Origin of the sequence: Pantoea sp. alder81 (genome assembly GCF_020179835.1) — a bacterium.
Taxonomy (GTDB): Bacteria; Pseudomonadota; Gammaproteobacteria; order Enterobacterales; family Enterobacteriaceae; genus Pantoea.
In genome coordinates this window covers 1-25914 of record NZ_JAIUDA010000019.1, presented here as the reverse complement: position 1 = coordinate 25914, position 25914 = coordinate 1, and the positions used below count along the sequence as shown (strand labels likewise).

General features: G+C 52.8%; 21 protein-coding genes, 1 pseudogene and 1 riboswitch. Of the genes and pseudogenes, 6 read left to right on the top strand and 16 right to left on the bottom strand.

What is annotated here, in order from left to right:
- Positions 1-574: 574 nt before the first annotated feature.
- Both purH and purD read left to right on the top strand, forming a co-directional pair.
- Positions 575-2164: a bifunctional phosphoribosylaminoimidazolecarboxamide formyltransferase/IMP cyclohydrolase gene (gene purH, locus LBW88_RS25955; protein ID WP_224935537.1), complete on the top strand. Its 1590-nt coding sequence runs from the start codon at positions 575-577 to the stop codon at positions 2162-2164.
- Positions 2165-2183: 19 nt separating this feature from the next.
- A complete protein-coding gene (gene purD / locus LBW88_RS25950; RefSeq protein ID WP_224935539.1) occupies positions 2184-3464 on the top strand; it encodes a phosphoribosylamine--glycine ligase in 1281 nt (426 codons plus the stop codon).
- Between the two features lie 41 nt (positions 3465-3505).
- Here the strand turns inward: purD and LBW88_RS25945 are convergent, their stop codons facing one another.
- The 6 genes from LBW88_RS25945 to nudC form a co-directional block, all read right to left on the bottom strand.
- Entirely contained in the window at positions 3506-4171 is a 666-nt protein-coding gene (locus LBW88_RS25945; RefSeq protein WP_224935541.1) for a DUF1481 domain-containing protein, read from the bottom strand.
- Positions 4172-4240: 69 nt separating this feature from the next.
- Positions 4241-4513, bottom strand: a complete 273-nt coding sequence (hupA, locus tag LBW88_RS25940; RefSeq protein ID WP_084938308.1) for a nucleoid-associated protein HU-alpha — start codon at positions 4511-4513, stop codon at positions 4241-4243.
- Between the two features lie 188 nt (positions 4514-4701).
- On the bottom strand, positions 4702-5292 hold the full coding sequence (locus LBW88_RS25935) for a YjaG family protein (RefSeq protein WP_224935543.1): 591 nt from the start codon (positions 5290-5292) through the stop codon (positions 4702-4704).
- A 62-nt stretch (positions 5293-5354) separates the two neighbouring features.
- Positions 5355-6023, bottom strand: a complete 669-nt coding sequence (gene nfi, locus LBW88_RS25930) for a deoxyribonuclease V (protein ID WP_224935545.1) — start codon at positions 6021-6023, stop codon at positions 5355-5357.
- Between the two features lie 2 nt (positions 6024-6025).
- Entirely contained in the window at positions 6026-7093 is a 1068-nt protein-coding gene (gene hemE, locus LBW88_RS25925) for a uroporphyrinogen decarboxylase (RefSeq protein ID WP_224935547.1), read from the bottom strand.
- Positions 7094-7132: 39 nt separating this feature from the next.
- A complete protein-coding gene (nudC, locus tag LBW88_RS25920; RefSeq protein WP_224935549.1) occupies positions 7133-7906 on the bottom strand; it encodes an NAD(+) diphosphatase in 774 nt (257 codons plus the stop codon).
- A gap of 88 nt (positions 7907-7994) precedes the next feature.
- Here nudC and rsd point away from each other — a divergent pair, with 88 nt between their 5' ends.
- The 3 genes from rsd (at position 7995) to thiE (ending at position 11375) form a co-directional block, all read left to right on the top strand.
- Positions 7995-8501, top strand: a complete 507-nt coding sequence (gene rsd / locus LBW88_RS25915) for a sigma D regulator (protein WP_224935551.1) — start codon at positions 7995-7997, stop codon at positions 8499-8501.
- A gap of 113 nt (positions 8502-8614) precedes the next feature.
- A riboswitch (TPP riboswitch) is annotated at positions 8615-8715 on the top strand.
- A 90-nt stretch (positions 8716-8805) separates the two neighbouring features.
- Positions 8806-10731 carry a phosphomethylpyrimidine synthase ThiC gene (gene thiC / locus LBW88_RS25910; RefSeq protein ID WP_224935553.1) on the top strand — a complete coding sequence of 642 codons (1926 nt, stop codon included), beginning with the start codon at positions 8806-8808 and terminating at the stop codon, positions 10729-10731.
- Positions 10728-11375 carry a thiamine phosphate synthase gene (thiE, locus tag LBW88_RS25905; protein WP_224935555.1) on the top strand — a complete coding sequence of 216 codons (648 nt, stop codon included), beginning with the start codon at positions 10728-10730 and terminating at the stop codon, positions 11373-11375. The genes thiC and thiE overlap by 4 nt, the downstream gene beginning before the upstream one ends.
- Positions 11376-11530: 155 nt before the next feature.
- Here thiE and LBW88_RS25900 read toward each other — a convergent pair whose 3' ends face one another.
- Complete coding sequence (locus tag LBW88_RS25900; RefSeq protein WP_224935557.1) at positions 11531-12985, bottom strand: PLP-dependent aminotransferase family protein; 1455 nt, start codon at positions 12983-12985, stop codon at positions 11531-11533.
- A gap of 175 nt (positions 12986-13160) precedes the next feature.
- Between LBW88_RS25900 and LBW88_RS25895 the strand changes: the two genes are divergently transcribed.
- Positions 13161-13349, top strand: a complete 189-nt coding sequence (locus tag LBW88_RS25895; RefSeq protein ID WP_224935559.1) for a DUF1127 domain-containing protein — start codon at positions 13161-13163, stop codon at positions 13347-13349.
- 61 nt (positions 13350-13410) lie between these two features.
- Here the strand turns inward: LBW88_RS25895 and rpoC are convergent, their stop codons facing one another.
- The 9 genes and pseudogenes from rpoC to LBW88_RS25850 form a co-directional block, all read right to left on the bottom strand.
- Complete coding sequence (gene rpoC / locus LBW88_RS25890; RefSeq protein ID WP_224935560.1) at positions 13411-17634, bottom strand: DNA-directed RNA polymerase subunit beta'; 4224 nt, start codon at positions 17632-17634, stop codon at positions 13411-13413.
- A 78-nt stretch (positions 17635-17712) separates the two neighbouring features.
- Positions 17713-21741 carry a DNA-directed RNA polymerase subunit beta gene (gene rpoB, locus LBW88_RS25885; RefSeq protein WP_224935562.1) on the bottom strand — a complete coding sequence of 1343 codons (4029 nt, stop codon included), beginning with the start codon at positions 21739-21741 and terminating at the stop codon, positions 17713-17715.
- A gap of 328 nt (positions 21742-22069) precedes the next feature.
- Positions 22070-22432 (bottom strand): 50S ribosomal protein L7/L12, encoded by a 363-nt coding sequence (gene rplL, locus LBW88_RS25880; protein ID WP_084938296.1) that lies wholly within the window; start codon positions 22430-22432, stop codon positions 22070-22072.
- Between the two features lie 66 nt (positions 22433-22498).
- A complete protein-coding gene (rplJ, locus tag LBW88_RS25875) occupies positions 22499-22996 on the bottom strand; it encodes a 50S ribosomal protein L10 (protein ID WP_058973440.1) in 498 nt (165 codons plus the stop codon).
- A 352-nt stretch (positions 22997-23348) separates the two neighbouring features.
- Positions 23349-24053 carry a 50S ribosomal protein L1 gene (gene rplA, locus LBW88_RS25870; RefSeq protein ID WP_224935564.1) on the bottom strand — a complete coding sequence of 235 codons (705 nt, stop codon included), beginning with the start codon at positions 24051-24053 and terminating at the stop codon, positions 23349-23351.
- A 3-nt stretch (positions 24054-24056) separates the two neighbouring features.
- Positions 24057-24485 (bottom strand): 50S ribosomal protein L11, encoded by a 429-nt coding sequence (rplK, locus tag LBW88_RS25865; RefSeq protein WP_007886298.1) that lies wholly within the window; start codon positions 24483-24485, stop codon positions 24057-24059.
- A 149-nt stretch (positions 24486-24634) separates the two neighbouring features.
- A complete protein-coding gene (gene nusG, locus LBW88_RS25860) occupies positions 24635-25180 on the bottom strand; it encodes a transcription termination/antitermination protein NusG (protein WP_224935566.1) in 546 nt (181 codons plus the stop codon).
- A 1-nt stretch (position 25181) separates the two neighbouring features.
- Positions 25182-25565 (bottom strand): preprotein translocase subunit SecE, encoded by a 384-nt coding sequence (secE, locus tag LBW88_RS25855; RefSeq protein WP_224935567.1) that lies wholly within the window; start codon positions 25563-25565, stop codon positions 25182-25184.
- Positions 25566-25792: 227 nt separating this feature from the next.
- Positions 25793-25914: pseudogene (locus LBW88_RS25850) on the bottom strand (elongation factor Tu); the annotation flags it as partial.

Sequence of the window (25914 nt, the reverse complement as noted above, 5' to 3'; positions counted from 1 at the left end):
TGAATTTCATTATGTGTTCACTCGTGAGACTTGATATTTTTTACGTCCGGAGACGTTGATATCAATCCTGCGAGTGCCCACACAGATTGTCTGATAAATTGTTAAAGAGCGGTGCAATCAGCGCCTTAAGCTGCTGTTGCGAGGTGGCGTATATTACGCTTTCCTCCCTCAGAGTCAAACACTTTTTTCAGCGTTTTTCATCTGGCGGAAGTTCTTATCGAAGCTTCCTGTCAACACCGCACTCCGTAAACCGTTGTGCCGTCTCGATGGATGCGCATTATAGGGAGTTGTTCGCAGCGCGCAACCGCTAAATTCAATAAAAACAACCGTTCGCTGCATTCCACAGCAAAACCCCGCCTTATACCCACTTACACACAGTGTTATCCACATTCATCGGCGTAGATGAATTTAGGCGAGCATCACGCAAACGTTTTCGCTACAATGCCCGGCGACGTCAAGGATGCCCCTTTTGGGGCGTTACATGAAGCAAGCGCTCTCTTCTATATAGAAAGAAACGCTAAGCTTGATGTAACGCTCTTATTTATGCGAAACAAAGCCAAGGGATAAAACCACCATGCAACAACGTCGTCCAGTACGCCGCGCTCTGCTCAGTGTTTCTGATAAAGCCGGTATCCTCGAATTTGCTCAGGCACTCTCCAGTCGTGGTGTTGAGCTGCTCTCCACAGGTGGTACTGCTCGCCTGCTGGCAGATGCGGGCCTGCCCGTCACTGAAGTTTCTGACTACACCGGTTTCCCGGAAATGATGGATGGACGCGTCAAAACGCTGCACCCGAAAGTGCATGGCGGTATTTTGGGCCGTCGCGGCACCGATGATGCGATCATGTCTGAGCACGCTATCAGCCCAATCGACATGGTGGTGGTTAACCTCTATCCCTTCGCCCAGACCGTCGCTAAACCCGACTGCTCACTGGCAGACGCGGTAGAGAATATCGATATCGGTGGCCCAACCATGGTGCGCTCCGCCGCCAAGAACCACAAAGACGTGGCTATTGTGGTGAAGAGCAGCGACTACGAGGCCATCATCGCCGAGCTGGACGCCAACGAAAACTCCCTGACGCTGGACACCCGTTTCGATCTGGCGATCAAAGCCTTCGAACACACCGCAGCGTATGACAGCATGATTGCCAACTACTTTGGTAGCCTGGTGCCGGCTTACCACACTGACAGCAAAGAGCCTGCCGGCCGTTTCCCACGTACGCTGAATCTCAACTTCATTAAGAAGCAGGATATGCGCTACGGCGAGAACAGCCATCAGGACGCTGCCTTCTATATAGAAGAGAATGTGGCGGAAGCTTCTGTTGCTACTGCACAGCAGGTTCAGGGCAAAGCACTCTCTTATAACAACATCGCCGATACCGATGCTGCGCTTGAGTGTGTGAAAGAGTTTGATGAAGCGGCTTGCGTGATTGTGAAACACGCCAACCCGTGCGGCGTAGCAGTGGGCGGTTCGATTCTGGATGCCTACGAGCGCGCTTACAAAACCGACCCAACCTCAGCTTTCGGCGGCATCATTGCCTTCAACCGTGAATTAGACGAAGCCACTGCACAGGCAATCATTAGCCGTCAGTTCGTGGAAGTGATCATCGCCCCTTCCGCTAGCGAAGCGGCATTGAAAGTCACCGCAGCGAAACAAAACGTACGTGTGCTGGTGTGTGGCCAGTGGCAAGGCCGTGTCGCCGCACTGGATTTCAAACGTGTGAACGGTGGCGTACTGGTGCAGGATCGCGATCTGGGCATGGTTGATGCCAGCCAGCTGCGCGTGGTGACTAAGCGCCAGCCAAGCGAGCAGGAATTACGTGATGCGCTGTTCTGCTGGAAAGTGGCCAAGTTCGTGAAGTCCAATGCGATTGTCTATGCACGTGACAACATGACTATCGGCATTGGCGCGGGCCAGATGAGCCGTGTTTACTCTGCCAAAATTGCCGGTATTAAAGCAGGTGATGAAGGTTTAGAAGTAAAAGGTTCTGCTATGGCATCTGATGCTTTCTTCCCGTTCCGCGATGGTATCGACGCGGCTGCTGCCGTGGGTATCAGCTGTGTGATTCAACCAGGTGGTTCTATCCGTGATGATGAAGTGATTGCCGCCGCTGATGAACACGGCATTGCGATGATCTTCACCGATATGCGTCACTTCCGCCATTAATAGCCCGGAGCTGTAATAGATGAAAATTTTAGTGATTGGTAATGGCGGACGTGAACACGCGCTGGCATGGAAAGCGGCACAGTCTCCTTTAGCTGAGACCGTCTTTGTGGCTCCGGGTAACGCTGGTACCGCACTGGAGCCCGCATTGCAAAATGTAGCGATCAGCCCTACCGACGTGCCTGCCTTGTTGGCATTTGCTCAGCAAGAGAATATCGATCTGACCATCGTCGGCCCGGAAGCGCCGCTGGTGATTGGCGTAGTCGATGCGTTCCGCGCTGCAGGCCTGAAGATCTTTGGCCCAACCCAGGCGGCTGCACAGCTGGAAGGATCAAAAGCCTTCACCAAAGATTTCCTGGCGCGCCAGCAGATCCCTACCGCTGAATACCAGAACTTTACCGAGGTCGAACCCGCCCTGGCTTACCTGCGCGAGAAAGGCGCACCGATCGTCATTAAAGCTGACGGTTTAGCAGCGGGCAAAGGCGTTATCGTGGCGATGGAACTGGCTGAAGCGGAAGCCGCCGTGCAGGACATGCTGGCAGGCAACGCTTTCGGCGATGCAGGCCATCGAATTGTCATTGAAGAGTTCCTCGACGGCGAAGAAGCCAGCTTCATCGTAATGGTAGATGGCGACAACGTGTTGCCAATGGCCACCAGCCAGGATCATAAGCGTGTTGGCGATGGCGATACCGGTCCAAACACCGGCGGCATGGGCGCTTACTCACCTGCCCCGGTGGTAACGGATGAGATCCACCAGCGAGTGATGGATCAGATTATCTGGCCAACCGTCAATGGTATGAAAGCGGAAGGCAACACCTATACCGGTTTCCTTTATGCTGGTCTGATGATCGATAAAGCTGGTCAGCCGAAAGTGATCGAATTCAACTGCCGCTTTGGCGATCCAGAAACCCAGCCGATCATGATGCGTCTGCAATCAGATCTGGTTGAGCTTTGTCTATCCGCGGTGGATGGCAAACTGGATCAACAAACCTCGCAGTGGGATCCACGTCCGTCACTGGGTGTCGTGCTGGCTGCAGGCGGTTATCCGGCGGATTACAATACCGGCGATCAGATCCACGGCCTGCCACTGGAAGAAGTGCCGGATGGCAAAGTATTCCACGCGGGCACCACGATGAAAGATGATGTGGTGGTGACTAACGGTGGGCGCGTGCTGTGCGTGACCGCACTGGGTGAAGATGTGGCAGCCGCGCAGAAGAATGCTTATGCGCTGGCTAAGCATATTTCCTGGGAAGGCAGCTTCTGCCGCAAGGATATTGGTTACCGCGCGATTAACCGCAAGTAATCAACAAGGGGCACTTTGAGTGCCCCTTAATTTTTTCCGCTTCAGAAATCACTCTCTTTCGGCTGCCAGCTGCATTCATCCACTGGCGTCGCCCGCAGCAACTGCACGCCTTCAGGCGCCTCCAACCACGACACCATTAACGGTTGTGGCTGGCTTCGCTGCTGCTGGGATAACGTGGCAATCATTCCGCTATCAAACGGTGCATTAACTACTTTGCCATCACAGTCGCGTATCTGTGTTGCTCCCAGCCAATGTCCTTGCTTCAGCAATACACGGCCACTTAGCAATGCATTACTTTGCTCCAGCATACGTTGTGCATCAAACCGGTAGAGTTCCACCGTGTCACCGCTCACCGCTTCGCGACGCCCCGCCAGCTGGCGTTGCATGAAGTTGAGATTACCGAGATGGTCGAAGCGTAACGTCACATCATCCGGTTGCTCGCCTGCCACACTGCGCTCAACGCTGATCAGTTTGTTCTGCTGCCAGTTGTAGTCAGTGGTTTCCATGGCATCGCCATTGAAGGGGGTATAAACGGTACGCAGATGGACAGCTTGATGCTCACTGTTCTTACGCCAGATGCGCACAGTGCCGCGATCGGCCAGATAACCGCTCGCCGTAAAGGCAGGAAGATCAGGAGTGGAACTACAGCCCGCGAGTAGCGCACCGAGTAACAGGGCGCAGACGCGCTGAGTAATCGTGTTCAGCATGACAGGCCCCGATAACAAAAAGGGGCGATGTCGCCCCTCTTTTAAAGCTTAAACCGCGATGCGGAAAACTTACTTAACTGCGTCTTTCAGAGCTTTACCAGAGACGAACGCTGGCACGTTAGCTGCAGCGATTTTGATCTCGTTGCCAGTCTGTGGGTTGCGACCGGTACGCTCAGCGCGGTGGTTCACTTTAAAAGTACCAAAACCAACCAGTTGTACAGCATCACCTTCTTTCAGAGACTCAGTGATCGCAGCCAGGGTAGATTCCAGCGCAGCTTTAGCCTGGGTTTTTGACAGGTCAGCTTTCTCTGCGATCACATCAATCAGTTGAGTCTTGTTCATAAGTTATCCTTAAAGTGTATTTATCGCTTGCTAAGCAACGAGTGCGAGGGAAAAGCCATATTCTGGCACTCTTCAACCTGCACGCAAAGATAGCCACAATTTTCAGCCCCCCAAATGTAGACCAGACAGGGGGCTGATGTGAAGCCTCCAGGCGCGGTAATTCAGGCCTGAAGTCACGTTTTATCGCCTTATTGCTGAAAAAGTATACCGATGTTACTGATTCCCGCTTCGCGCAGGTCAGAACGTAACCCTTTAATCAGCTCAAGGTCGCGCTCTTCGCAGTCTGCCAGCAGGCGGAAAATCTCCCACTGCATATCCCATTCATCAATCACCGCCTGATTTTCACGCAGCTCTTCATCGGTCATTTCACGACCGGCCTGCGTCATTTCAAGGATAGCGACGGTGGTGATCGAGGTGCGGCTGACTTCGATCGCGTGCTCCAGAGTTTCGCCGCTGAGTTGTGCATGCACAACTTCGCTCAACGCAACACAGGCATCGATCGCTGGATGGACACCGTAGATATCAAAATCATCGCCATTCGGAATCGCTGATTCCAGCTTTTCCAGTTGGCTATCGAAGTTAATCTTAGCGTCTTTAACCGTCAGGCTCTCCCAGACAAGATCAAGGATGCGGCGATAGAGCTGCGGATCGGCAAATTCGGTCTGCTGACAGAAGGCCCAATAGTTGGGGAACATCCGCTCGCACAGACAGGCCATGAAGGTCATATGCTGCCAGCTTTCCAGCTTCGCCAGACGCAAATGGACGGGGTTCTGTAACATCAAACTTACTCTCAATAGGTTAGCTGGCGGCAGTGTACCGCAAAAGCCGCGCGCAAACAGCGTTAACGCGCATTTTGCCAACGTAGAAATGCCGGTCGACCTGAGGCAACCGCATCGGCCCAGCGTGTGGGTTCGGGCAGGCGATAGCCCGACGTACATAATTCCACCCAATGCAGCGCACTCTCCAGGCTGATTCTATGCCCCGTTGAGACAAACAGCGGGTTACAGCGCGCTTTACTGCGCCACACCCAGCCAATCTGCTCACCTTTATCCATTAACGGCTGACGACTCCCCGGTTCCCCGCTTAGCTCGGCAAACCGACCACACAGCCGTTTCTTAGCCACGCCAATAGTGGGCACATCCACCAATAAACCGAAATGGGCAGCCACCCCGAGCCGTCGCGGATGAGCAATACCCTGACCGTCAACAAACAGGAGATCAGGCTGATGAGTGAGCTGTTGCCAGGCGGCGAGGAGTGCGGGTACTTCGCGAAAGGACAAAAAACCAGGGATGTACGGCATGGTGGTTTCGATACGCGCAATGCGATGCTCCACCAGCTGCAATGAGGGGTACTCCAGCACGATTAGCGCCGCGCGGGTAATGGCGCCTTCCTGCTCAAAACCGACGTCCGCACCGGCGATAAAACGAGGCGGCAGGACGTCAAAATCATCCTGCCGCACCACGTCAGCAGCGCGTTGAAGCTGTTCGGCTCGCAGCGCGGCTAAATCCATGCTTAGCCCTGATGGTAAGGGCGTGACAGACGATGCACGGCTTCCACGAATGCACCGGCGTGTTCAGGCGGCACATCCTGATGGATGCCATGGCCCAGGTTAAAGACATGGCCTTCACCCGCACCGAAGCCTTCCAGAATGGTGGCCACTTCCTGCTCGATACGTGCTGGCGGTGCATACAGCATGGATGGATCCATGTTGCCCTGCAGCGCCACTTTGTCACCCACACGACGACGGGCATCGGCGATATCGGTGCTCCAGTCCAGACCCAAAGCATCACATCCGGTGGCCGCAATAGCCTCCAGCCATTGACCACCGCCTTTGGTGAACAGTGTAATCGGCACACGGCGACCTTCGTTCTCGTGTAGCACGCTATCAACGATTTTGTGCATGTAGTAGAGCGAGAACTCACGGTAATCGCGACCTGTCAGCACGCCGCCCCAGGTGTCGAAGACCATAATCGACTGTGCACCCGCTTTAATCTGCGCGTTCAGGTAAAGAATGACGCTGTCAGCCAGCTTATCCAGCAGCTTATGCAGAGTTTGCGGCTCGGCATACATCATCTTTTTGATTTTGGTGAAAGCTTTGCTGCTGCCGCCTTCGACCATGTAGGTCGCCAGCGTCCATGGGCTGCCAGAGAAGCCGATCAGCGGCACTTCGCCTTTCAGGTTATGGCGAATGGTGCGTACCGCATTCATCACATAAGCCAGCTCGTCCTCTGGATCCGGAATCGGCAACTTATCAACATCTGCGCGGCAGGTAATAGGATTTGAGAAACGCGGGCCTTCACCCGTTTCAAAGTAGAGCCCCAGTCCCATAGCATCAGGAATTGTCAGGATATCGCTGAAGAGGATCGCTGCATCCAGCGCATAGCGACGCAGCGGCTGCAAGGTGACTTCGCACGCCAGCTCGGCATTCTTACACAGCGACATAAAATCACCGGCTTCAGCACGCGTGGCTTTATACTCCGGCAAATAGCGCCCGGCTTGTCGCATCATCCATACCGGGGTGACATCCACCGGCTGACGTAACAGGGCGCGCAGATAACGATCGTTCTTCAGTTCACTCATAATGGGCTCTCTCATGCTAAGGCCGCCAGTGTAGCATTTTCACGGCGCGCTGGCGCGACACAGGGCAACGGTATCTTCAATCAACCGTCGTGCCACCGTACCCGGCGGCGGGAGTAGCGGCAGATCGTCATAACGATACCAGCCAGCATCCAGCAACTCTTTGCCATCGTGTTGCAAGTCTCCGCCTTCATAGTCGGCCATAAATGCCATCATTAAGGAGTGCGGGAAGGGCCACGGCTGCGAGGTGACATAGCGGACATTTTTCACCCTTACGTTGCTCTCTTCCATCACCTCACGCGCCACGGCCTGTTCCAGCGTTTCCCCTACTTCAACAAAGCCAGCCAATACTGTGTAAATGCTGTTGCGATGGCGCGCATGGTTAGCCAGCAGGATCTCATCGCCTCGGCGAATAGCCACGATAATGCACGGCGCGATCTGCGGATAATAGCGCTCGCGGCAATGGTGACACAGGCAGGCAAACTCACGTTTACTGAGGTGCATTTCGTGTCCGCAGTAGCCGCACCAGCGATGGGATCGGTAAAACTCCGCCAGTTGAACACCGCGCCCAACCATCTGGAAAAGCCCAACATCTTCGTCGATTAGCTGGCGAACAGAGCCCATATTATCCGGGCGTGATTCTCGTATCAGCCAGACATTTTCAGCCTGCCACTCACCAATTAATATCGCGGTCTTTCCTGCCAGGCCAAAATCGCCGGATAAGCCATGCGGCAGCTCGCCTTGCGGTAACCAAAGTTTTTGTTCATGGCTGACAATCCACCAGCCAGCGTCTACGCTTGAGATCTCACGTTGCATCTTATTCGTTGTCCTTAGCGTCGAATGGCACGCTGAAATCCTGATGTTAAGTGTGTAATGGATAACTATAACTCACCCGGAGCCCCATATGCTTACCCAGTTAGATGACCTGGCCAGGCGTGTAAGTGGCGGTAATGAATTAGTCGATGCGTGGCTGCGCGCGCGCCGACAGTTGCTTGTCAGCTATTACGCATTAATCGGCATGAAGCCCAATAAAGAGGCGCTCAGTGCGCTGGATGAACAGGCGTTGGATGCATTTTGCCACAGTCTGGTGGATTACCTTTCAACCGGTCATTTCAGTATTTATGAACGTATTATCAGCGAGATGGAAGGAGACAGCCCACTCATCGCGGCGGCACAAATCTATCCGGCTCTGGAAGCGAATACCGATCGCATGATGCAACTGTATGACAGCCATCTACAGCAGGCCATTAACGACGATAACTGCGTTGAATTCCAAAAGGCGTTGTCCGAAGTGGGTGAAGTGCTGGAGTCACGCTTTACGCTGGAAGATAAACTGGTGCAGCTCGCCTGGGATAACCAACTGGCGCGCCCGCCAGTCGCCAATGAAAGCAATATGGCTCGCCCCGCTTAAACTCGCACTATGTAAAAAACTTGTTATTCCGAAAAAGCCCTCTTATGCTGAATGGGCTTTTTTATTGTCTCTTTAACCAAATGAGAGCCAACGTTTTGCGATTATCGTAAAACATTACCTTGTCGGAGTGCCCTTAGGGGCTGAGACCGTTTATTCGGGATCCGCGGAACCTGATCAGGTTAGTACCTGCGAAGGGAACAAGAGTAGACATTATCAGAACGGTGCATGCTGGCGCCCCGCATCGTCCCTGTTACTCCTTCCGAACTCTGGACAAGCAACTTCCCCTTAATTCAGGAAACTTGCTATGTCTGTTGCTAAAACTTCTCGTCGTGAACAACGCGCACAAGCGCAGGAATTTATTGATTCGCTGCAAGGCACCGCTTTCCCCAATTCAAAACGTATCTGGATGACTGGCAGCCGAGCAGATATCCGTGTGCCGATGCGCGAAATTCAGCTCAGCCCGACACACATCGGCGGTAGCAAAGATCACCCTCAGTATGAACAGAATGAACCGGTCCCGGTGTACGACACGGCGGGCGCTTATGGGGATCCCGCAGCCACCATTGATGTGCATCAGGGATTAGCCAGGCTACGTGCTAACTGGATAGCAGAACGCGATGATAGCGAAACCATCCACCAGCTGAGCTCGCATTACACCCAACAGCGCTTAGCCGACGAAGGGCTGGATCACCTGCGTTTCGAGCAGTTGCCGCAGCCGCGTCGTGCCAAAGCCGGCCAATGCGTCACACAATTGCATTACGCACGCCGGGGCATTATCACGCCGGAGATGGAGTTCATCGCGGTGCGGGAAAATATGGGGCGTGAGCGTATTCGCGGTGAAGTATTGCTACAACAGCATCCAGGACACAGCTTTGGCGCCAATCTGCCAGAAAATATCACCGCCGAATTTGTTCGTCAGGAAGTCGCCAGCGGTCGCGCCATCATCCCCTCCAATATCAACCACCCCGAATCCGAGCCGATGATCATTGGCCGAAATTTCCTGGTGAAGGTGAATGCCAATATCGGTAACTCGGCGGTGAGTTCATCCATTGAGGAGGAAGTTGAGAAGCTGGTGTGGTCAACACGCTGGGGCGCCGATACGGTGATGGATCTCTCCACAGGCCGCTATATCCATGAAACGCGCGAGTGGATTTTACGTAATAGCCCGGTGCCGATTGGCACAGTACCTATTTATCAGGCGCTGGAGAAAGTGAACGGCGTGGCGGAAGACCTTAACTGGGAAATCTTCCGCGATACGTTGCTGGAGCAAGCCGAACAGGGCGTGGATTACTTCACTATTCACGCCGGAGTACTGCTGCGCTATGTGCCGATGACCGCCAAACGCCTGACCGGCATAGTCTCACGCGGTGGTTCGATAATGGCGAAGTGGTGCCTGTCACATCATCAGGAAAGTTTCCTCTACCTCCACTTCCGTGAGATCTGTGAGATCTGCGCCGCTTATGATGTGGCACTCTCACTCGGCGATGGCCTGCGCCCCGGATCGATTCAGGACGCCAATGATGAAGCCCAGTTTGCCGAATTGCACACGCTAGGTGAGCTGACCAAAATGGCCTGGGAATACGATGTGCAAGTGATGATTGAAGGCCCAGGCCATGTGCCGATGCAGATGATTCGCCGCAACATGACCGAACAGCTAGAACACTGCCACGAAGCGCCGTTCTACACGCTCGGCCCACTCACCACCGACATCGCACCCGGTTACGATCATTTCACCTCCGGCATCGGTGCCGCAATGATTGGTTGGTTTGGCTGCGCCATGCTGTGCTACGTCACTCCGAAAGAGCACCTTGGTTTGCCGAATAAAGAAGATGTGAAGCAGGGACTGATCACCTACAAGATCGCCGCGCATGCCGCCGATCTGGCCAAAGGCCATCCCGGCGCTCAGATCCGCGATAACGCCATGTCGAAAGCGCGCTTCGAATTCCGCTGGGAAGATCAGTTCAATCTGGCGCTCGATCCACATACCGCGCGTGCCTATCACGATGAGACATTACCGCAGGAATTGGGCAAAGTGGCTCACTTCTGCTCAATGTGCGGTCCGAAATTCTGTTCGATGAAAATTACCCAGGAAGTGCGTGAATATGCTGCTCGCCAGCAGGCAGAAGCCCAGCCGATTGAAATCGGCATGGCGCAGATGTCGGATGCCTTCCGTAGCCGTGGTGGCGAGCTTTATCACGCCGCCGATGCCCTTAAAGAGGAAAAAGTATGACCGACGCCTTTCCCGCCACAGCCCCCAAACTGGGGCTGTACCCTGTTGTCGATAGCGTAGAGTGGATTGCGCGCTTACTGGAGGCCGGCGTTCGCACCATCCAGTTGCGCATCAAAGATTGCCAGGATCATGAAGTAGAAGATGCTGTGCGTGAAGCGATTGCGTTGGGCAAGCAGTATCGTGCTCGCCTGTTTATCAACGATTACTGGCGATTAGCGATCAAATACAACGCCTACGGCGTGCATCTTGGTCAGGAAGATTTGGACGTGGCCAATCTGGATGCCATTCGCCAGGCAGGATTGCGACTGGGGTTGTCGACTCATGACGATGCCGAGTTAGATCGCGCACTGGCGCTGCGTCCTTCGTATATCGCGTTAGGTCATATCTATCCAACGCAAACCAAAGATATGCCTTCAGCACCGCAGGGTGTTGTCGAACTTAAACGCCATCTGGCGCGGTTGCAGGATATACCGACCGTGGCGATCGGCGGTATTTCGCTAGCGCGTGTGCCTGAAGTCTTGGCTACGGGGGTTGGAAGTGTGGCCGTGGTGAGTGCCATTACTCAGGCCGCTGACTGGCGTCAGGCAACCCAGGAACTGCTGGCACTGGTTGAAGCTGGAACCCAGCCTGCAGAAGCGTTGTAGCAGTCTGCAAACGCGCTAAATTGCTGGAATCTCACGCGCGGCCAGCCAACTGCAGGCTGGCGTGTTTTTCCGGTCACGCTAAAGTGTGCCTGCCCGCTGTCGCTTGCAGTGGGCCAGGGCTGGTCTACCTCTCTCTCCAGCCCTGCCTTTCCACTTTAATCAGTCAGAGAGGAAGCCTGTTCCGTTTCGATATGACAGGCCTGCATGGCCTTCTCCACCGCGGCGCCAAGCCGGGCGATGGCCTGTTCAGTTTGCTCATTGATGGGCAAACCATAGTTGAGGCGCAAGCAGTTACGATACTTGCCCGAGGCGGAAAACAGCGATCCGACAGCAACCTGAATGTTCAACGCGCGCAGTTCGGTGTTAAGCCGAACCGCATCAAAGGCTTCGGGCAATTCAATCCACATCAGGAAACTACCCTGCGGGCGCGAGACACAAATACCACAGGGGAAATAGTGGCGAACCCAGCAGTTGAAGGTCTCGTAGTTGCGCTGATAAACCTGACGCATACGACGTAAATGCGGCCCATAGTGGCCAAGACGAATAAATTCCGCCACCGCATATTGTGGCTGCGTGGCTGTAGAGCCAGTGCCGATATATTTCATATGCAAAACGCGATCGCGGTAGCGCCCAGGTGCTACCCAGCCAACACGTAACCCGGGCGCCAGCGTCTTAGAGAATGAGCTACACAGCAACACCCGGCCGTCCATGTCCAAAGATTTGATGGTGATGGGGCGTGGATACTCCCATGCCAACTCACCATAGACATCGTCTTCAATGATCGCGGCATCAAAGCGTTGGGCCAATGCCAGCAGTGCACGCTTGCGCGCCTCGGGCATGATAAATCCAAGTGGATTATTGCAATTTGGCACCACCACCACGGCCTTGATTGGCCACTGCTCGAATGCCAGTTCCAGGGCTTCGAGGCTAATGCCCGTCACCGAATCGGTAGGGATCTCAATGGCACGAATACCGAGGCCGCGCAGTGTCTGCATCGTACCATGGAAAGTAGGAGACTCAACGGCGATGATATCACCCGGCTCACACACCGCGCGGATCGACACGGACAGTGCTTCATGGCAGCCCGTAGTGATCACTATATCCTCTGCGGTGAGCTGACAGCCGCTGTCGATAGTTAACCGCGCGACCTGCTCACGCAAAGCCTCAACACCCAACAGACTGTCATAATTGAGCTGTCCAAGATCCTGCTTCTGCGCCATTCGGCTCTGAATTTTCCATAATGGCTTCAGTGTCGGCTGGGTCAGATCGGGCATCCCGCTACCTAATTGCAACACGTTACCGCTGTTGCGGCTGCTTAATAACTCCAGTACAGATTCCCACTGGGTGATCTCAACAGGTCGCTGTACTGGGCGAGTTAACGCGGGGACGGGTGGCGTGGCTTTACGCGTGGCGACGAAATAGCCTGAACGTGGCTGTGGCACGATTAACTGTTTCTCTTCCAGGAGATGGTATGCCTGTTGCACGGTACTGATACTGACGCCATGTTCAATACTCAGTGTTCGCACTGACGGTAAGCGTTCACCACCACGGTATAACCCTTGCTCAATACGATCTGAGAGCAAGCAAGCCAAATGCTGATATCGCGTCATCGTATGCCTCACTGAATCATCCACATCAATTTACCAGTACAGATAGATTGCTTTTTTACCATTCAGATCCTGTCTGGCGCAATCTGTATGTTAAAGATAAGTGTTTTTTGAATCTGTATTGAAGCGCACATCAATTGGACAATGTCACTCAGACATCTTACTGAGGGCAGTAAAAATGGAATTCGATCAAAACCGTGCGGCAAGACCATTTGATGTAACGTTACTGGATCTTTTTCGTGGCGCACGCCGCGCAATGAGACAGTGGCGCGCCCGGCGTGAAACCCGACAGATATTGTCTCAACTAAGCGATGCGCAATTGCGTGATATCGGCCTGACGCGCAACGATATCTGCCGTAAAAGCTGAGTTAAAGACGAAAAAAAACCCTGCCAAGGCAGGGTTTTTTATAAGTCAGACAGAACAACGATTAATCGTCGTTATTACCGCCCAGACCCGCGTTCAGCAGTTCAGCCAGGCTCGCAGAGGCTTCATCCGCAGTCACCTGCGGTGCAACCGGTGTCTCACCTACAGAACGGCGACGCATACGATCCTGATGGTATGCATAACCGGTACCGGCCGGGATCAGACGACCCACGATAACGTTCTCTTTCAGGCCGCGCAGTTCATCGCGCTTACCTGCTACTGCTGCTTCGGTCAGGACACGCGTGGTCTCCTGGAACGATGCTGCAGAGATGAACGATTCGGTTGCCAATGACGCTTTGGTGATACCCAGCAGATCGCGCATGAACGTCGCGCCGATTTTGCCATTCGCTTCAAGTTCGCGGTTAGCGATCTTGATGCGAGAGTATTCAGCCTGCTCACCTTCCAGGAAGTCGGCACTGCCGGCGCTGGCGATGGTTGCTTTACGCAACATCTGACGCACGATGACTTCGATGTGTTTATCGTTAATCTTAACGCCTTGCAGACGGTAAACTTCCTGCACTTCGTTAGTGATGTAACGCGTAACCGCATGGACGCCACGCAGACGCAGGATATCGTGTGGAGATTCTGGGCCGTCAGAAACAACGTCACCACGTTCTACACGCTCACCTTCGAATACGTTCAGCTGACGCCATTTCGGAATCATCTCTTCGTACGGATCGCTACCATCAACCGGTGTAATCACCAGACGACGCTTGCCTTTGGTCTCTTTACCGAACGAGATAATACCGCTGATCTCGGCCAGGATAGCTGGCTCTTTCGGACGACGCGCTTCGAACAAGTCAGCAACGCGTGGCAGACCACCGGTGATGTCCTTGGTACCGCCAGATTCCTGAGGTACACGAGACAGGGTGTCACCCGCACTGATCTTAACGCCATCTTCCAGCTGAACAATTGCTTTGCCCGGCAGGAAGTACTGAGCTGGCATATCGGTACCTGGAATCAGAACGTCATTTCCGTTGGCATCAATAATTTTCAGCGCAGGACGCAGATCTTTACCACCTGCAGTACGTTCTGCAGAGTCCAGAACCACCAGCGATGACAGACCGGTAAGGTCGTCAGTCTGACGGGTAATGGTCTGGCCATCGATCATGTCGGTGAAGCGAATGAAACCGCCCACTTCGGTGATAACTGGCATGGTATGCGGATCCCAGTTTGCAACGGTCTCGCCCGCAGCAACCTGCTCACCATCACCTTTGGCCATAACCGCACCGTAAGGCACTTTATAGCTCTCTTTGGTACGACCGAACTCGTCGATCATCTTCAGCTCAACGTTACGTGAAACGATAACCAGCTTCCCAGAGGAGTTGGTTACAGACTTCGCGTTCGTCAGCTTGATGGTACCTTTGTTCTTCACCTGGATGCTGGATTCAGCAGCCGCACGAGATGCCGCACCACCGATGTGGAACGTACGCATCGTCAGCTGTGTACCCGGCTCACCGATGGACTGTGCTGCGATAACGCCGATGGCCTCACCTTTGTTGATGATGTGACCACGTGCCAGGTCGCGACCGTAGCAGTGTGCACACACACCAAAGTCGGTTTCACAACCCACAACAGAACGCACTTTGATCGCATCGACAGAGTTAACTTCGATCACATCACACCAGTGCTCATCGATCAGCGTATTACGCGGGATCAGGATGTCAGCAGTACCTGGTTTCAGTACGTCTTCTGCGGTCACACGACCCAGTACACGCTCACGCAGTGGCTCTTTAACGTCGCCACCTTCGATGACCGGAGTCATCATGATGCCTTCGAATGTGCCACAGTCGTCTTCGGTCACCACCAGATCCTGCGCAACGTCAACCAGACGACGCGTCAGATAACCGGAGTTAGCGGTTTTCAGTGCGGTATCCGCAAGACCTTTACGCGCACCGTGCGTCGAGATGAAGTACTGGAGTACGTTCAGACCTTCACGGAAGTTCGCAGTGATTGGCGTTTCGATGATTGAGCCATCTGGCTTAGCCATCAGACCACGCATACCGGCCAGCTGACGAATCTGTGCAGCAGAACCACGCGCACCGGAGTCGGCCATCATGTAGATGCTGTTAAACGAGACTTGCTGCTCTTCTTCACCGTGACGGTTGATCACGGTTTCGGTTTGCAGGTTGTCCATCATCGCTTTGGAAACGCGTTCGTTCGCTGCGGCCCAGATATCGATGACTTTGTTGTAACGTTCGCCAGCAGTTACCAGACCAGACTGGAACTGTTCCTGAATCTCAGCAACTTCCGCTTCCGCTTCCGCAACGATTTCCGCTTTCTTAGCCGGGATAACCATGTCGTCGATACCTACAGAGGCACCTGAACGGGCTGCGTAAGCAAAACCGGTGTACATGGTCTGGTCAGCAAAGATAACGGTCGGCTTCAGGCCCAGGATGCGGTAACAAGTGTTCAGCATCTTGGAGATAGCTTTCTTACCCAGCGCCTGGTTGACGATGGAGTAAGGCAGACCTTTCGGCACGATCATCCACAGAATCGCACGACCAATGGTGGTGTCGATAATGCTGGTATTCGCGACGAACTCTTCTTGTTCGTTTTTGCTGTACTCGGTGATACGCACTTTAACGCGAGCATGCAACTCAGCCAGGCCAGCGCGATAAACACGCTCAGCTTCTTTCGGGCCAGTCAGCACCATGCCTTCGCCACGCGCATTCACTTTGTCACGGGTCATGTAATAAAGACCCAGTACAACGTCCTGAGAAGGAACGATGATTGGCTCGCCGTTCGCAGGTGACAGGATGTTGTTGGTAGACATCATCAGCGCACGTGCTTCCAGCTGGGCTTCCAGCGTCAGCGGTACGTGAACAGCCATCTGGTCACCATCGAAGTCGGCGTTATATGCCGCACAAACCAGCGGGTGTAGCTGGATTGCTTTACCTTCGATCAGAACAGGTTCGAATGCCTGGATACCTAAACGGTGCAGAGTTGGTGCACGGTTCAGCAGTACCGGGTGTTCGCGGATCACTTCGTCCAGGATATCCCAGACAACAGCTTCTTCGCGCTCAACCATTTTCTTAGCAGCTTTGATGGTGGTCGCGAGGCCACGCAGTTCCAGCTTGCCGTAGATAAACGGTTTGAACAGCTCCAGTGCCATTTTCTTCGGCAGACCGCACTGATGCAGACGCAGGTATGGACCTACGGTGATTACAGAACGACCAGAGTAGTCAACACGTTTACCCAACAGGTTCTGACGGAAACGACCCTGCTTACCTTTGATCATATCGGCCAAAGATTTCAGAGGACGTTTGTTAGAGCCGGTGATGGCACGACCGCGACGGCCGTTATCCAGCAGGGCATCTACCGCTTCCTGCAGCATACGCTTTTCGTTACGTACGATGATATCTGGCGCAGCCAGATCCAGCAGACGTTTCAAACGGTTGTTACGGTTGATCACGCGACGATACAGATCGTTCAGATCCGACGTAGCGAAACGACCACCGTCCAGCGGTACCAGTGGACGCAGATCTGGCGGCAGAACCGGCAGAACGGTCAGGATCATCCACTCTGGTTTGTTACCAGACTGAACGAACGCTTCCAGCAGCTTGATACGCTTGGTCAGCTTTTTACGTTTGGTCTCGGAGTTGGTTTCGTTCAGCTCTTCACGCAGCTGCTCGCACTCTTGCTCCAGATCCATGTTTTTCAGCAGCGCCTGGATAGCTTCCGCACCCATCTTCGCGTCGAATTCGTCACCGAACTCTTCCAGCGCGTCAAGGTACTGCTCTTCGGTCAGAATCTGACGTTTTTCCAGGTTGGTCATACCGCCTTCGATCACAACATATGATTCGAAGTACAGTACGCGCTCGATATCACGCAGCGGCATATCCAGCAGTAAGCCGATACGCGAAGGCAGTGATTTCAGGAACCAAATGTGCGCAGTAGGTGAAGCCAGTTCGATGTGGCCCATGCGCTCACGACGAACTTTGGTCTGTGTAACTTCAACGCCACACTTCTCACAGATCACGCCGCGATGTTTTAAACGCTTGTACTTACCGCACAGGCATTCGTAATCTTTTACCGGCCCAAAGATACGGGCGCAGAAAAGACCGTCACGCTCCGGCTTGAAGGTACGGTAGTTAATGGTTTCTGGCTTTTTAACTTCACCAAAAGACCATGAACGGATCATATCTGGCGAGGCCAGAGCGATCTTGATCGCATCAAACTCTTCGGTCTTAGTTTGCGCTTTCAGAAACTTAAGTAAGTCTTTCACGGATTAGCTCCCGTCGGAGTGGAACTCTCAGGGACGCACACCCGAAGTGCGCGTCCCGTAACCAGTACTTGCGAGTGCTTACTCGTCTTCCAGCTCGATGTTGATACCCAGCGAGCGGATCTCTTTCAACAGTACGTTGAAGGATTCCGGCATGCCCGGTTCCATCTGATGATTGCCATCGACGATGTTTTTATACATCTTCGTACGGCCGTTCACGTCATCAGACTTAACGGTCAGCATTTCCTGCAGGGTATAAGCAGCACCGTATGCTTCAAGTGCCCACACTTCCATCTCACCGAAGCGCTGACCACCGAACTGCGCCTTACCACCCAGCGGCTGCTGAGTAACGAGGCTATAAGAGCCAGTAGAACGGGCGTGCATCTTGTCGTCGACCAGGTGGTTCAGTTTCAGCATGTACATGTAACCTACGGTTACCTGACGCTCGAACTGCTCACCGGTACGGCCATCGAACAAGGTGATCTGACCGGAAGAAGGCAGGCCGCCGAGCTGCAGCAGCTCTTTGATTTCGCTCTCTTTCGCACCATCAAACACTGGCGTTGCGATTGGCATACCTTTTTTCAGGTTCTCAGCCAGACGCAGAACTTCGTCGTCAGTGAAGGTGTTCAGATCGACTTTCTGACGCACGTCAGTACCCAGATCGTAAGCACGCTGGATGAAATCACGCAGTTTGGTGACTTCTTCCTGCTTCTTCAGCATTGCATTGATTTTCTCACCAATGCCTTTTGCCGCCATACCCAGGTGAGTTTCCAGGATCTGACCGATGTTCATACGTGACGGTACACCCAGTGGGTTCAGTACGATATCGACCGGCGTACCGTTCTCATCGTAAGGCATGTCTTCGATCGGGTTGATCTTAGAAATAACACCTTTGTTACCGTGACGACCCGCCATCTTGTCACCAGGCTGGATCTGACGTTTAACCGCCAGGTACACCTTAACGATTTTCAGCACGCCAGGTGCCAGATCATCGCCTTGGGTAATCTTGCGACGCTTCGCTTCGAGTTTCTTCTCAAACTCGTGCTTCAGCTCGTCATACTGCTCAGCCAGCTGCTCAAGAGAGTTTTGCTTCTCTTCGTCAGTCAGGCCCAGTTCCAGCCAGCGCTCACGTGGCAGTTTGTCCAGCTTCTCAGCTTCAACACCACCGGAGATCAGTACAGTCTGAATACGGCTGAACAAGCCCGCTTCGAAAATCTGCAGTTCTTCAGACAGGTCTTTCTTAACCTGCTTCAGCTGCATCTCTTCGATTTCAAGTGCACGCTTGTCTTTTTCCACGCCATCGCGGGTGAAGACCTGAACGTCGATGACCGTACCGGAAACACCGTTTGGCACGCGCAGAGAAGAGTCTTTAACGTCAGACGCTTTCTCACCGAAGATCGCACGCAACAGTTTCTCTTCTGGCGTCAGCTGGGTTTCACCTTTCGGTGTAACCTTACCAACCAGAATGTCACCGCCGGTCACTTCCGCACCGATATACACGATACCGGACTCATCCAGTTTGGAGAGCGCTGCTTCACCGACGTTCGGGATATCAGCAGTGATCTCTTCTGGCCCCAGCTTGGTGTCACGAGACACACATGCCAGTTCCTGGATGTGGATAGTGGTGAAACGGTCTTCTTGTACAACACGCTCGGAAACGAGGATGGAGTCTTCGAAGTTGTAACCGTTCCATGGCATGAACGCCACGCGCATGTTCTGACCCAGAGCCAGTTCACCGAGATCGGTTGACGGGCCATCTGCCAGCACGTCGCCACGTTCAATCGGCTCACCCAGAGACACGCACGGCATCTGGTTGATGCAGGTGTTCTGGTTAGAACGGGTGTACTTGGTCAGGTTGTAGATATCGATACCCGCTTCGCCCGGATACATCTCTTCTTCGTTAACTTTAATAACGATACGAGAAGCATCAACGTACTGAACGGTACCACCACGTTTCGCGACAGCAGTTACACCGGAGTCAACCGCTACAGCACGTTCCATACCGGTACCAACCAGCGGCTTATCAGCACGCAGAGTAGGAACCGCCTGACGTTGCATGTTCGCACCCATCAAGGCGCGGTTAGCATCATCGTGCTCCAGGAACGGGATCAGTGACGCACCGACAGAAACCACCTGCTGGGTGGAAACGTCCATGTAGTCAACTTGATCGCGGCTGAACAGGCTTGATTCACCTTTGCTACGGCAGGTGACGAGATCGTCAACAAAGCTACCGTCATCAGCAAGGTTGGTGTTCGCCTGAGCGATAACGTAGTTACCCTCTTCAATCGCAGAGAGGTAATGAATTTCTTCACCCACTTTGCCGTCAACAACGCGACGATACGGAGTCTCAAGGAAGCCGTATTCGTTAGTCTGCGCGTAAACAGAAAGGGAGTTGATCAGACCGATGTTCGGACCTTCAGGCGTTTCGATTGGGCATACACGACCGTAGTGGGTTGGGTGTACGTCACGCACTTCGAAGCCTGCACGCTCACGCGTCAGACCGCCTGGGCCCAGAGCAGAGATACGACGCTTGTGCGTAATCTCAGACAACGGGTTGTTCTGATCCATAAACTGGGACAGCTGGCTGGAGCCGAAGAACTCTTTCACCGCCGCCGAGATTGGCTTGGCGTTGATCATGTCCTGAGGCATCAGGGTGTCGAGATCGCCCAGAGACAGACGCTCTTTAACAGCACGCTCAACACGGACCAGACCCACACGGAACTGGTTCTCAGCCATCTCACCAACAGAACGGATACGACGGTTGCCGAGGTGGTCGATATCATCGACTTCGCCAATACCGTTACGGATGCCGATCAGCTTCTTCATCACTTCGATGATGTCGTCTTTGCTCAGGATGCCTGAACCTTCGATTTCATCACGCAGCAGAGAACGGTTGAACTTCATGCGGCCAACCGCAGAGAGATCGTAACGATCTTCAGAGAAGAACAGATTCTCGAACAGATTTTCTGCCGCTTCACGCGTTGGTGGCTCGCCAGGACGCATCATGCGATAGATCTCAACCAATGCGCTCAAACGATCGCTGGTTGGGTCAACACGCAAGGTCTCGGAGATGTACGCACCGTGATCCAGGTCGTTGGTGAACAGGGTTTCAATGCGCTTGTGACCGGATTGGCTCAGTTTAGCCAACAGATCCAGTGACAGTTCCATGTTTGCAGGAACAATCAGTTCGCCGGTGTTCAGATCGACGTAGTCTTTAGCGACCACTTTACCTGCGATATATTCAACAGGCACTTCGATGTGCTGAATACCGTCTTTTTCAAGCTGACGAATATGACGTGCAGTGATGCGACGCGCTTTCTCAACGTAGACTGTGCCGTTGGCTTCGATATCGAAGCTGGCGGTTTCACCACGCAGGCGCTCTGGCACCAATTCCATCTGCAGCTTGTTGTCGCGAATTTCATAAACCACTTTATCGAAGAACAGATCGAGGATTTGTTCAGTGGTGAATTGCAACGCACGCAGAATGATAGTGGCCGGCAGCTTACGGCGACGGTCAATACGGACAAAGAGGTTGTCTTTCGGGTCGAATTCGAAGTCGAGCCATGAACCACGGTAAGGGATGATACGTGCGTTATACAGCACTTTACCAGACGAGTGCGTCTTACCCTTGTCGCTGTCAAAGAACACGCCAGGACTACGATGCAGCTGAGAAACGATAACACGTTCAGTACCGTTGATAACAAAGGTACCGTTGTCGGTCATGAGTGGAATTTCACCCATGTACACTTCTTGCTCTTTAATGTCTTTTACGGTGCCTTCTGGCGCTTCGCGCTCATAGATCACCAGACGCAGCTTCACGCGCAGCGGTGCCGAGTAGGTCACGCCACGGATCTGACATTCTGTTACGTCAAAGACCGGCTCACCCAAACGGTAGCTCACATACTGCAACTCAGAGTTGCCGCTGTAGCTAGAGATTGGGAATACGGAACGGAAGGCTGCTTCCAGACCGTGTTGGCCTTCTGGATCTTGCTCGATAAACTTCTGGAACGAGTCAAGCTGGATAGAAAGGAGATAAGGTATGTCCAAAACTTGTGGACGTTTACCAAAATCCTTACGAATACGTTTTTTCTCGGTATAGGAGTAAACCATAGGGTTCCTCAGCTAGCTGACATGTCGAACCACGCTGTCCGTCCTGATAGGACAGTTCATGCAACACTATTTTGTTTTTCATGCGATGCGTAACACCCCATGCAATACGTCTTTCTATCACTCTTAAATCATTTCATCGCCGTTGTGCAGGCAGGGAACCTTCACAGGAGAGCGATATATTAAGTCGTAGATAGAAAAAGATATTGAAGAGAAACAATGGACAAACAGTGCGAAACGCCATCATTCCCCTGTAGCGCAAAAAGGCTGGTGACCAAAAAGTCACCAGCCATCAGCCTGAAACTACTCAGGCTGCAACCCGAGGGTTGTCTTACTTAACTTCAACTTCAGCGCCAGCTTCTTTCAGCAGTGCTTCAAGAGCAGCTGCGTCATCTTTGCTGATGCCTTCTTTGATAGTGCCGGTCGCTTCAACCAGGTCTTTAGCTTCTTTCAAGCCCAGACCAGTTGCAGTACGTACTGCTTTGATTACTGCAACTTTGTTCGCGCCAACAGCTTTCAGAATAACGTCGAATTCAGTTTTCTCTTCAACAGCTTCAGCTGGGCCAGCAGCAACAGCTACAGCGGCAGCAGCAGAAACGCCGAATTTTTCTTCCATAGCAGAAACCAGCTCAACTACTTCCATTACGGACATAGCTGCTACTGCTTCCAGAATTTGATCTTTAGTGATAGACATATCGATTGTTCCTAAAAAACAGAAAAAGTTTATACGTTAGCAAGTACGAAGGAAAAGAAGTTGGCCTTAAGCCGCTTCTTTTGCATCGCGTACAGCAGCCAGAGTGCGAACCAATTTGCCAGCAGCGGCTTCTTTCATGGTCGACATCAGGCGTGCCAATGCTTCTTCGTAAGTCGGCAGAGTTGCCAGACGGTCAATATTGGCCGCCGTGATCAGCTCACCTTCAAAGGCTGCAGCTTTGACCTCAAATTTTGCATTCGCTTTCGCGAAATCTTTGAACAGACGAGCAGCAGCGCCCGGGTGTTCCATAGAATATGCAATCAGGGTCGGACCAACAAACGTGTCTTTCAGGCACTCGAAAGGAGTACCTTCAACGACGCGGCGCAGCAAGGTGTTGCGAACAACACGCATGTAAACGCCAGCTTCACGGCCTGCTTTACGCAGTTCGGTCATTTTATCAACGGTAACGCCACGGGAATCCGCAACAACCGCTGAAAGCGCGCCTTTGGCTACTTCGCTAACTTCAGCAACAATCGCTTGTTTGCCTTGAAGATTTAATGCCATTAGCTTTTGCTCCTGGATTTGACCGGGAAAAATTTCCCGGAACTCACTTCACTCAACTACCCGAAGGTAAAGAGCGCTATTACACGGTGAGCAGAATCCAGCGAAGAAAATAATTCTTTTTGGTTCTGTCACCGTCTACGCAGGATATTAAGCAAGCTATCCGAAGATAATCCCGCTCCTGCGGTCTTGGACGGAGGCCAGGATAAGGCCTGGCTCCAACCTAAGTCATTGAGCAACCAGGCAGTTACGCTTTGTTATTCAGTGACTTTGAATCTGGGTTCTGAGTTGAGTCATCAACCAGAACAACGGGCGTAAGATTCTAGATGAATTTTTCGCCCGTTTCAAGTAGCAATTAGTTTGCTACGGCAGTCAGACCAGCCTGGTCAACGGCAACGCCGGCGCCCATGGTGGTAGAGATGCTAACTTTCTTGATGTACACGCCTTTCGCCTGTGAAGGTTTTGCTTTTTTCAGCGCAACCAGCAGAGATTCCAGGTTTTCTTTCAGTTTGTCAGTATCGAAATCCACTTTACCGATGGTAGTGTGGATGATGCCGTTTTTGTCGTTACGATAACGAACCTGACCTGCTTTAGCGTTCTTAACAGCTTCAGCAACGTTAGGGGTTACAGTACCAACTTTAGGGTTTGGCATCAGGCCGCGTGGACCCAGAACCTGGCCCAACTGGCCAACAACGCGCATTGCATCTGGAGATGCAATAACAACGTCAAAGTTCATTTCGCCTTTCTTGATCTGATCAGCCAGATCTTCCATACCTACCAGCTCAGCGCCAGCTGCTTTAGCAGCTTCAGCGTTTGCGCCTTGGGTAAATACAGCAACACGTACTGAACGACCAGTACCGTGTGGCAGAACAGTCGCGCCGCGAACGTTCTGGTCTGATTTACGTGCATCAATGCCGAGGTTGACAGCAACGTCAACGCTTTCAACGAACTTGGCAGTAGCCAGTTCTTTCAGCAGAGCAATAGCTTCAGCGATGTCGTACTGCTTGGTCGCGTCTACTTTGTCACGGATTACGCTCATGCGCTTGGTCAGCTTAGCCATTTCTTAATCCTCTACTACCAGGCCCATGGAACGTGCAGTACCTTCGATAGAGCGAGTCATCGCTTCTACGTCAGAACCAGTCATGTCCGCAGCTTTAGTTTCTGCGATTTCACGTACCTGAGCACGAGAAACTTTACCGACTTTATCTTTGTTCGGCTTACCTGAACCAGACTTGATGCCCGCTGCTTTTTTCAGCAGAACGGCAGCAGGAGGGGTTTTGGTAACGAAGGTGAAAGAACGGTCGCTGTATACAGTGATAACAACTGGAGTAGGCAAGCCTTTCTCCAGAGATTCTGTTTTAGCGTTGAACGCTTTACAGAATTCCATGATGTTAACACCCTGCTGACCCAGTGCTGGACCAACAGGTGGACTTGGGTTCGCCATACCAGCTGCAACCTGCAGCTTGACGTAGGCTTGTACTTTCTTAGCCATGATATTTCCTCAAATGGGTTATAGCGCCTGTGAAACAGGCTCCCCGTGATAATTATTTCACACGCTGTAACCAGCGTATAAAAACAAAAGGCGCGAAATTATAGGTAAATTTCGCGCCTTCCGCAAGAGCTAAAAAGTGAACAAAGGGGTTAACCTTTCTCCACCTGAGCAAAGTCGAGTTCCACCGGCGTTGCACGGCCAAAGATGGATACTGATACTTTCAAGCGGCTCTTTTCGTAATCGACTTCTTCGACCACACCGTTGAAGTCGGCAAATGGACCGTCGTTGACGCGTACCATCTCGCCTGGCTCGAACAGAGTTTTCGGACGCGGCTTATCACCTACCTGCTGCAGGCGGTTCATAATCGCATCAACTTCTTTGTCGCTAATCGGCGCAGGACGGTCAGAGGTACCACCAATGAAGCCCATTACACGCGGTACACTACGCACTAAGTGCCAGCTGGCGTCATTCATCACCATCTGAACCAATACATAGCCAGGGAAGAATTTACGTTCGCTTTTGCGACGCTGGCCACCACGGATTTCGACGACTTCTTCAGTCGGTACCATGACTTCACCAAACAGTTCTTCCATGTTGTGCAGTTTGATATGCTCGTGCAGCGACTTTGCTACGCGGGCTTCAAAACCGGAGAACGCCTGAACGACGTACCAGCGTTTTTTTGGAGCTTCAGACATCTCAGAACCTCAGGCCAGTGATAAACGATACCAGACGGACCAGAATTCCATCCAGCCCCCACAAAATCAGTGACATCACGGCAGTGACCGCGGCAACGATTAACGTGGTGTGCAATGTTTCCTGGCGAGTCGGCCAAATGACCTTACGCATTTCAGTTTTTGCTTCACGAGCAAAAGCCACGGTCGCTTTGCCTTTAATAGTCAGCAACGCAATGCCGCCCGCCGCAGCGATCAACACCACTACAGCCAGCGCGCGCAAAGGCAGCGTGATGTCGCGATAAATATAGTTGCCAACGATTGCTACTAACAGCAATGCGATCACAACGATCCACTTTATCGCTTCCAGGCCGCGCCCGCTCCCTTGAGCTTCGGTATTCGCACTCATAAACCAACCTGCCACAATAATTCAGAAACAATTCTGCCCCGCAGAGCGAGGCATCCAAACCGAATGAGCTTTTGGGCATAACTCGGTATCCGACACCGTAAACCAGAGCCTGTCTCAGCAATGATTATGATCGAAAATCACTGATGAGCCAGGTTCTATGTAACAGCGTACAAAAAGGGCATCAAATGATGCCCTTTCACTAAGCATTGCGTCAAATATTATCGCAATTAAGCGATAACTTCAGCAACAACGCCCGCACCAACAGTACGGCCGCCTTCACGGATTGCGAAACGCAGACCCTGATCCATCGCGATTGGGTGGATCAGCTCAACGGTCATTTTCACGTTGT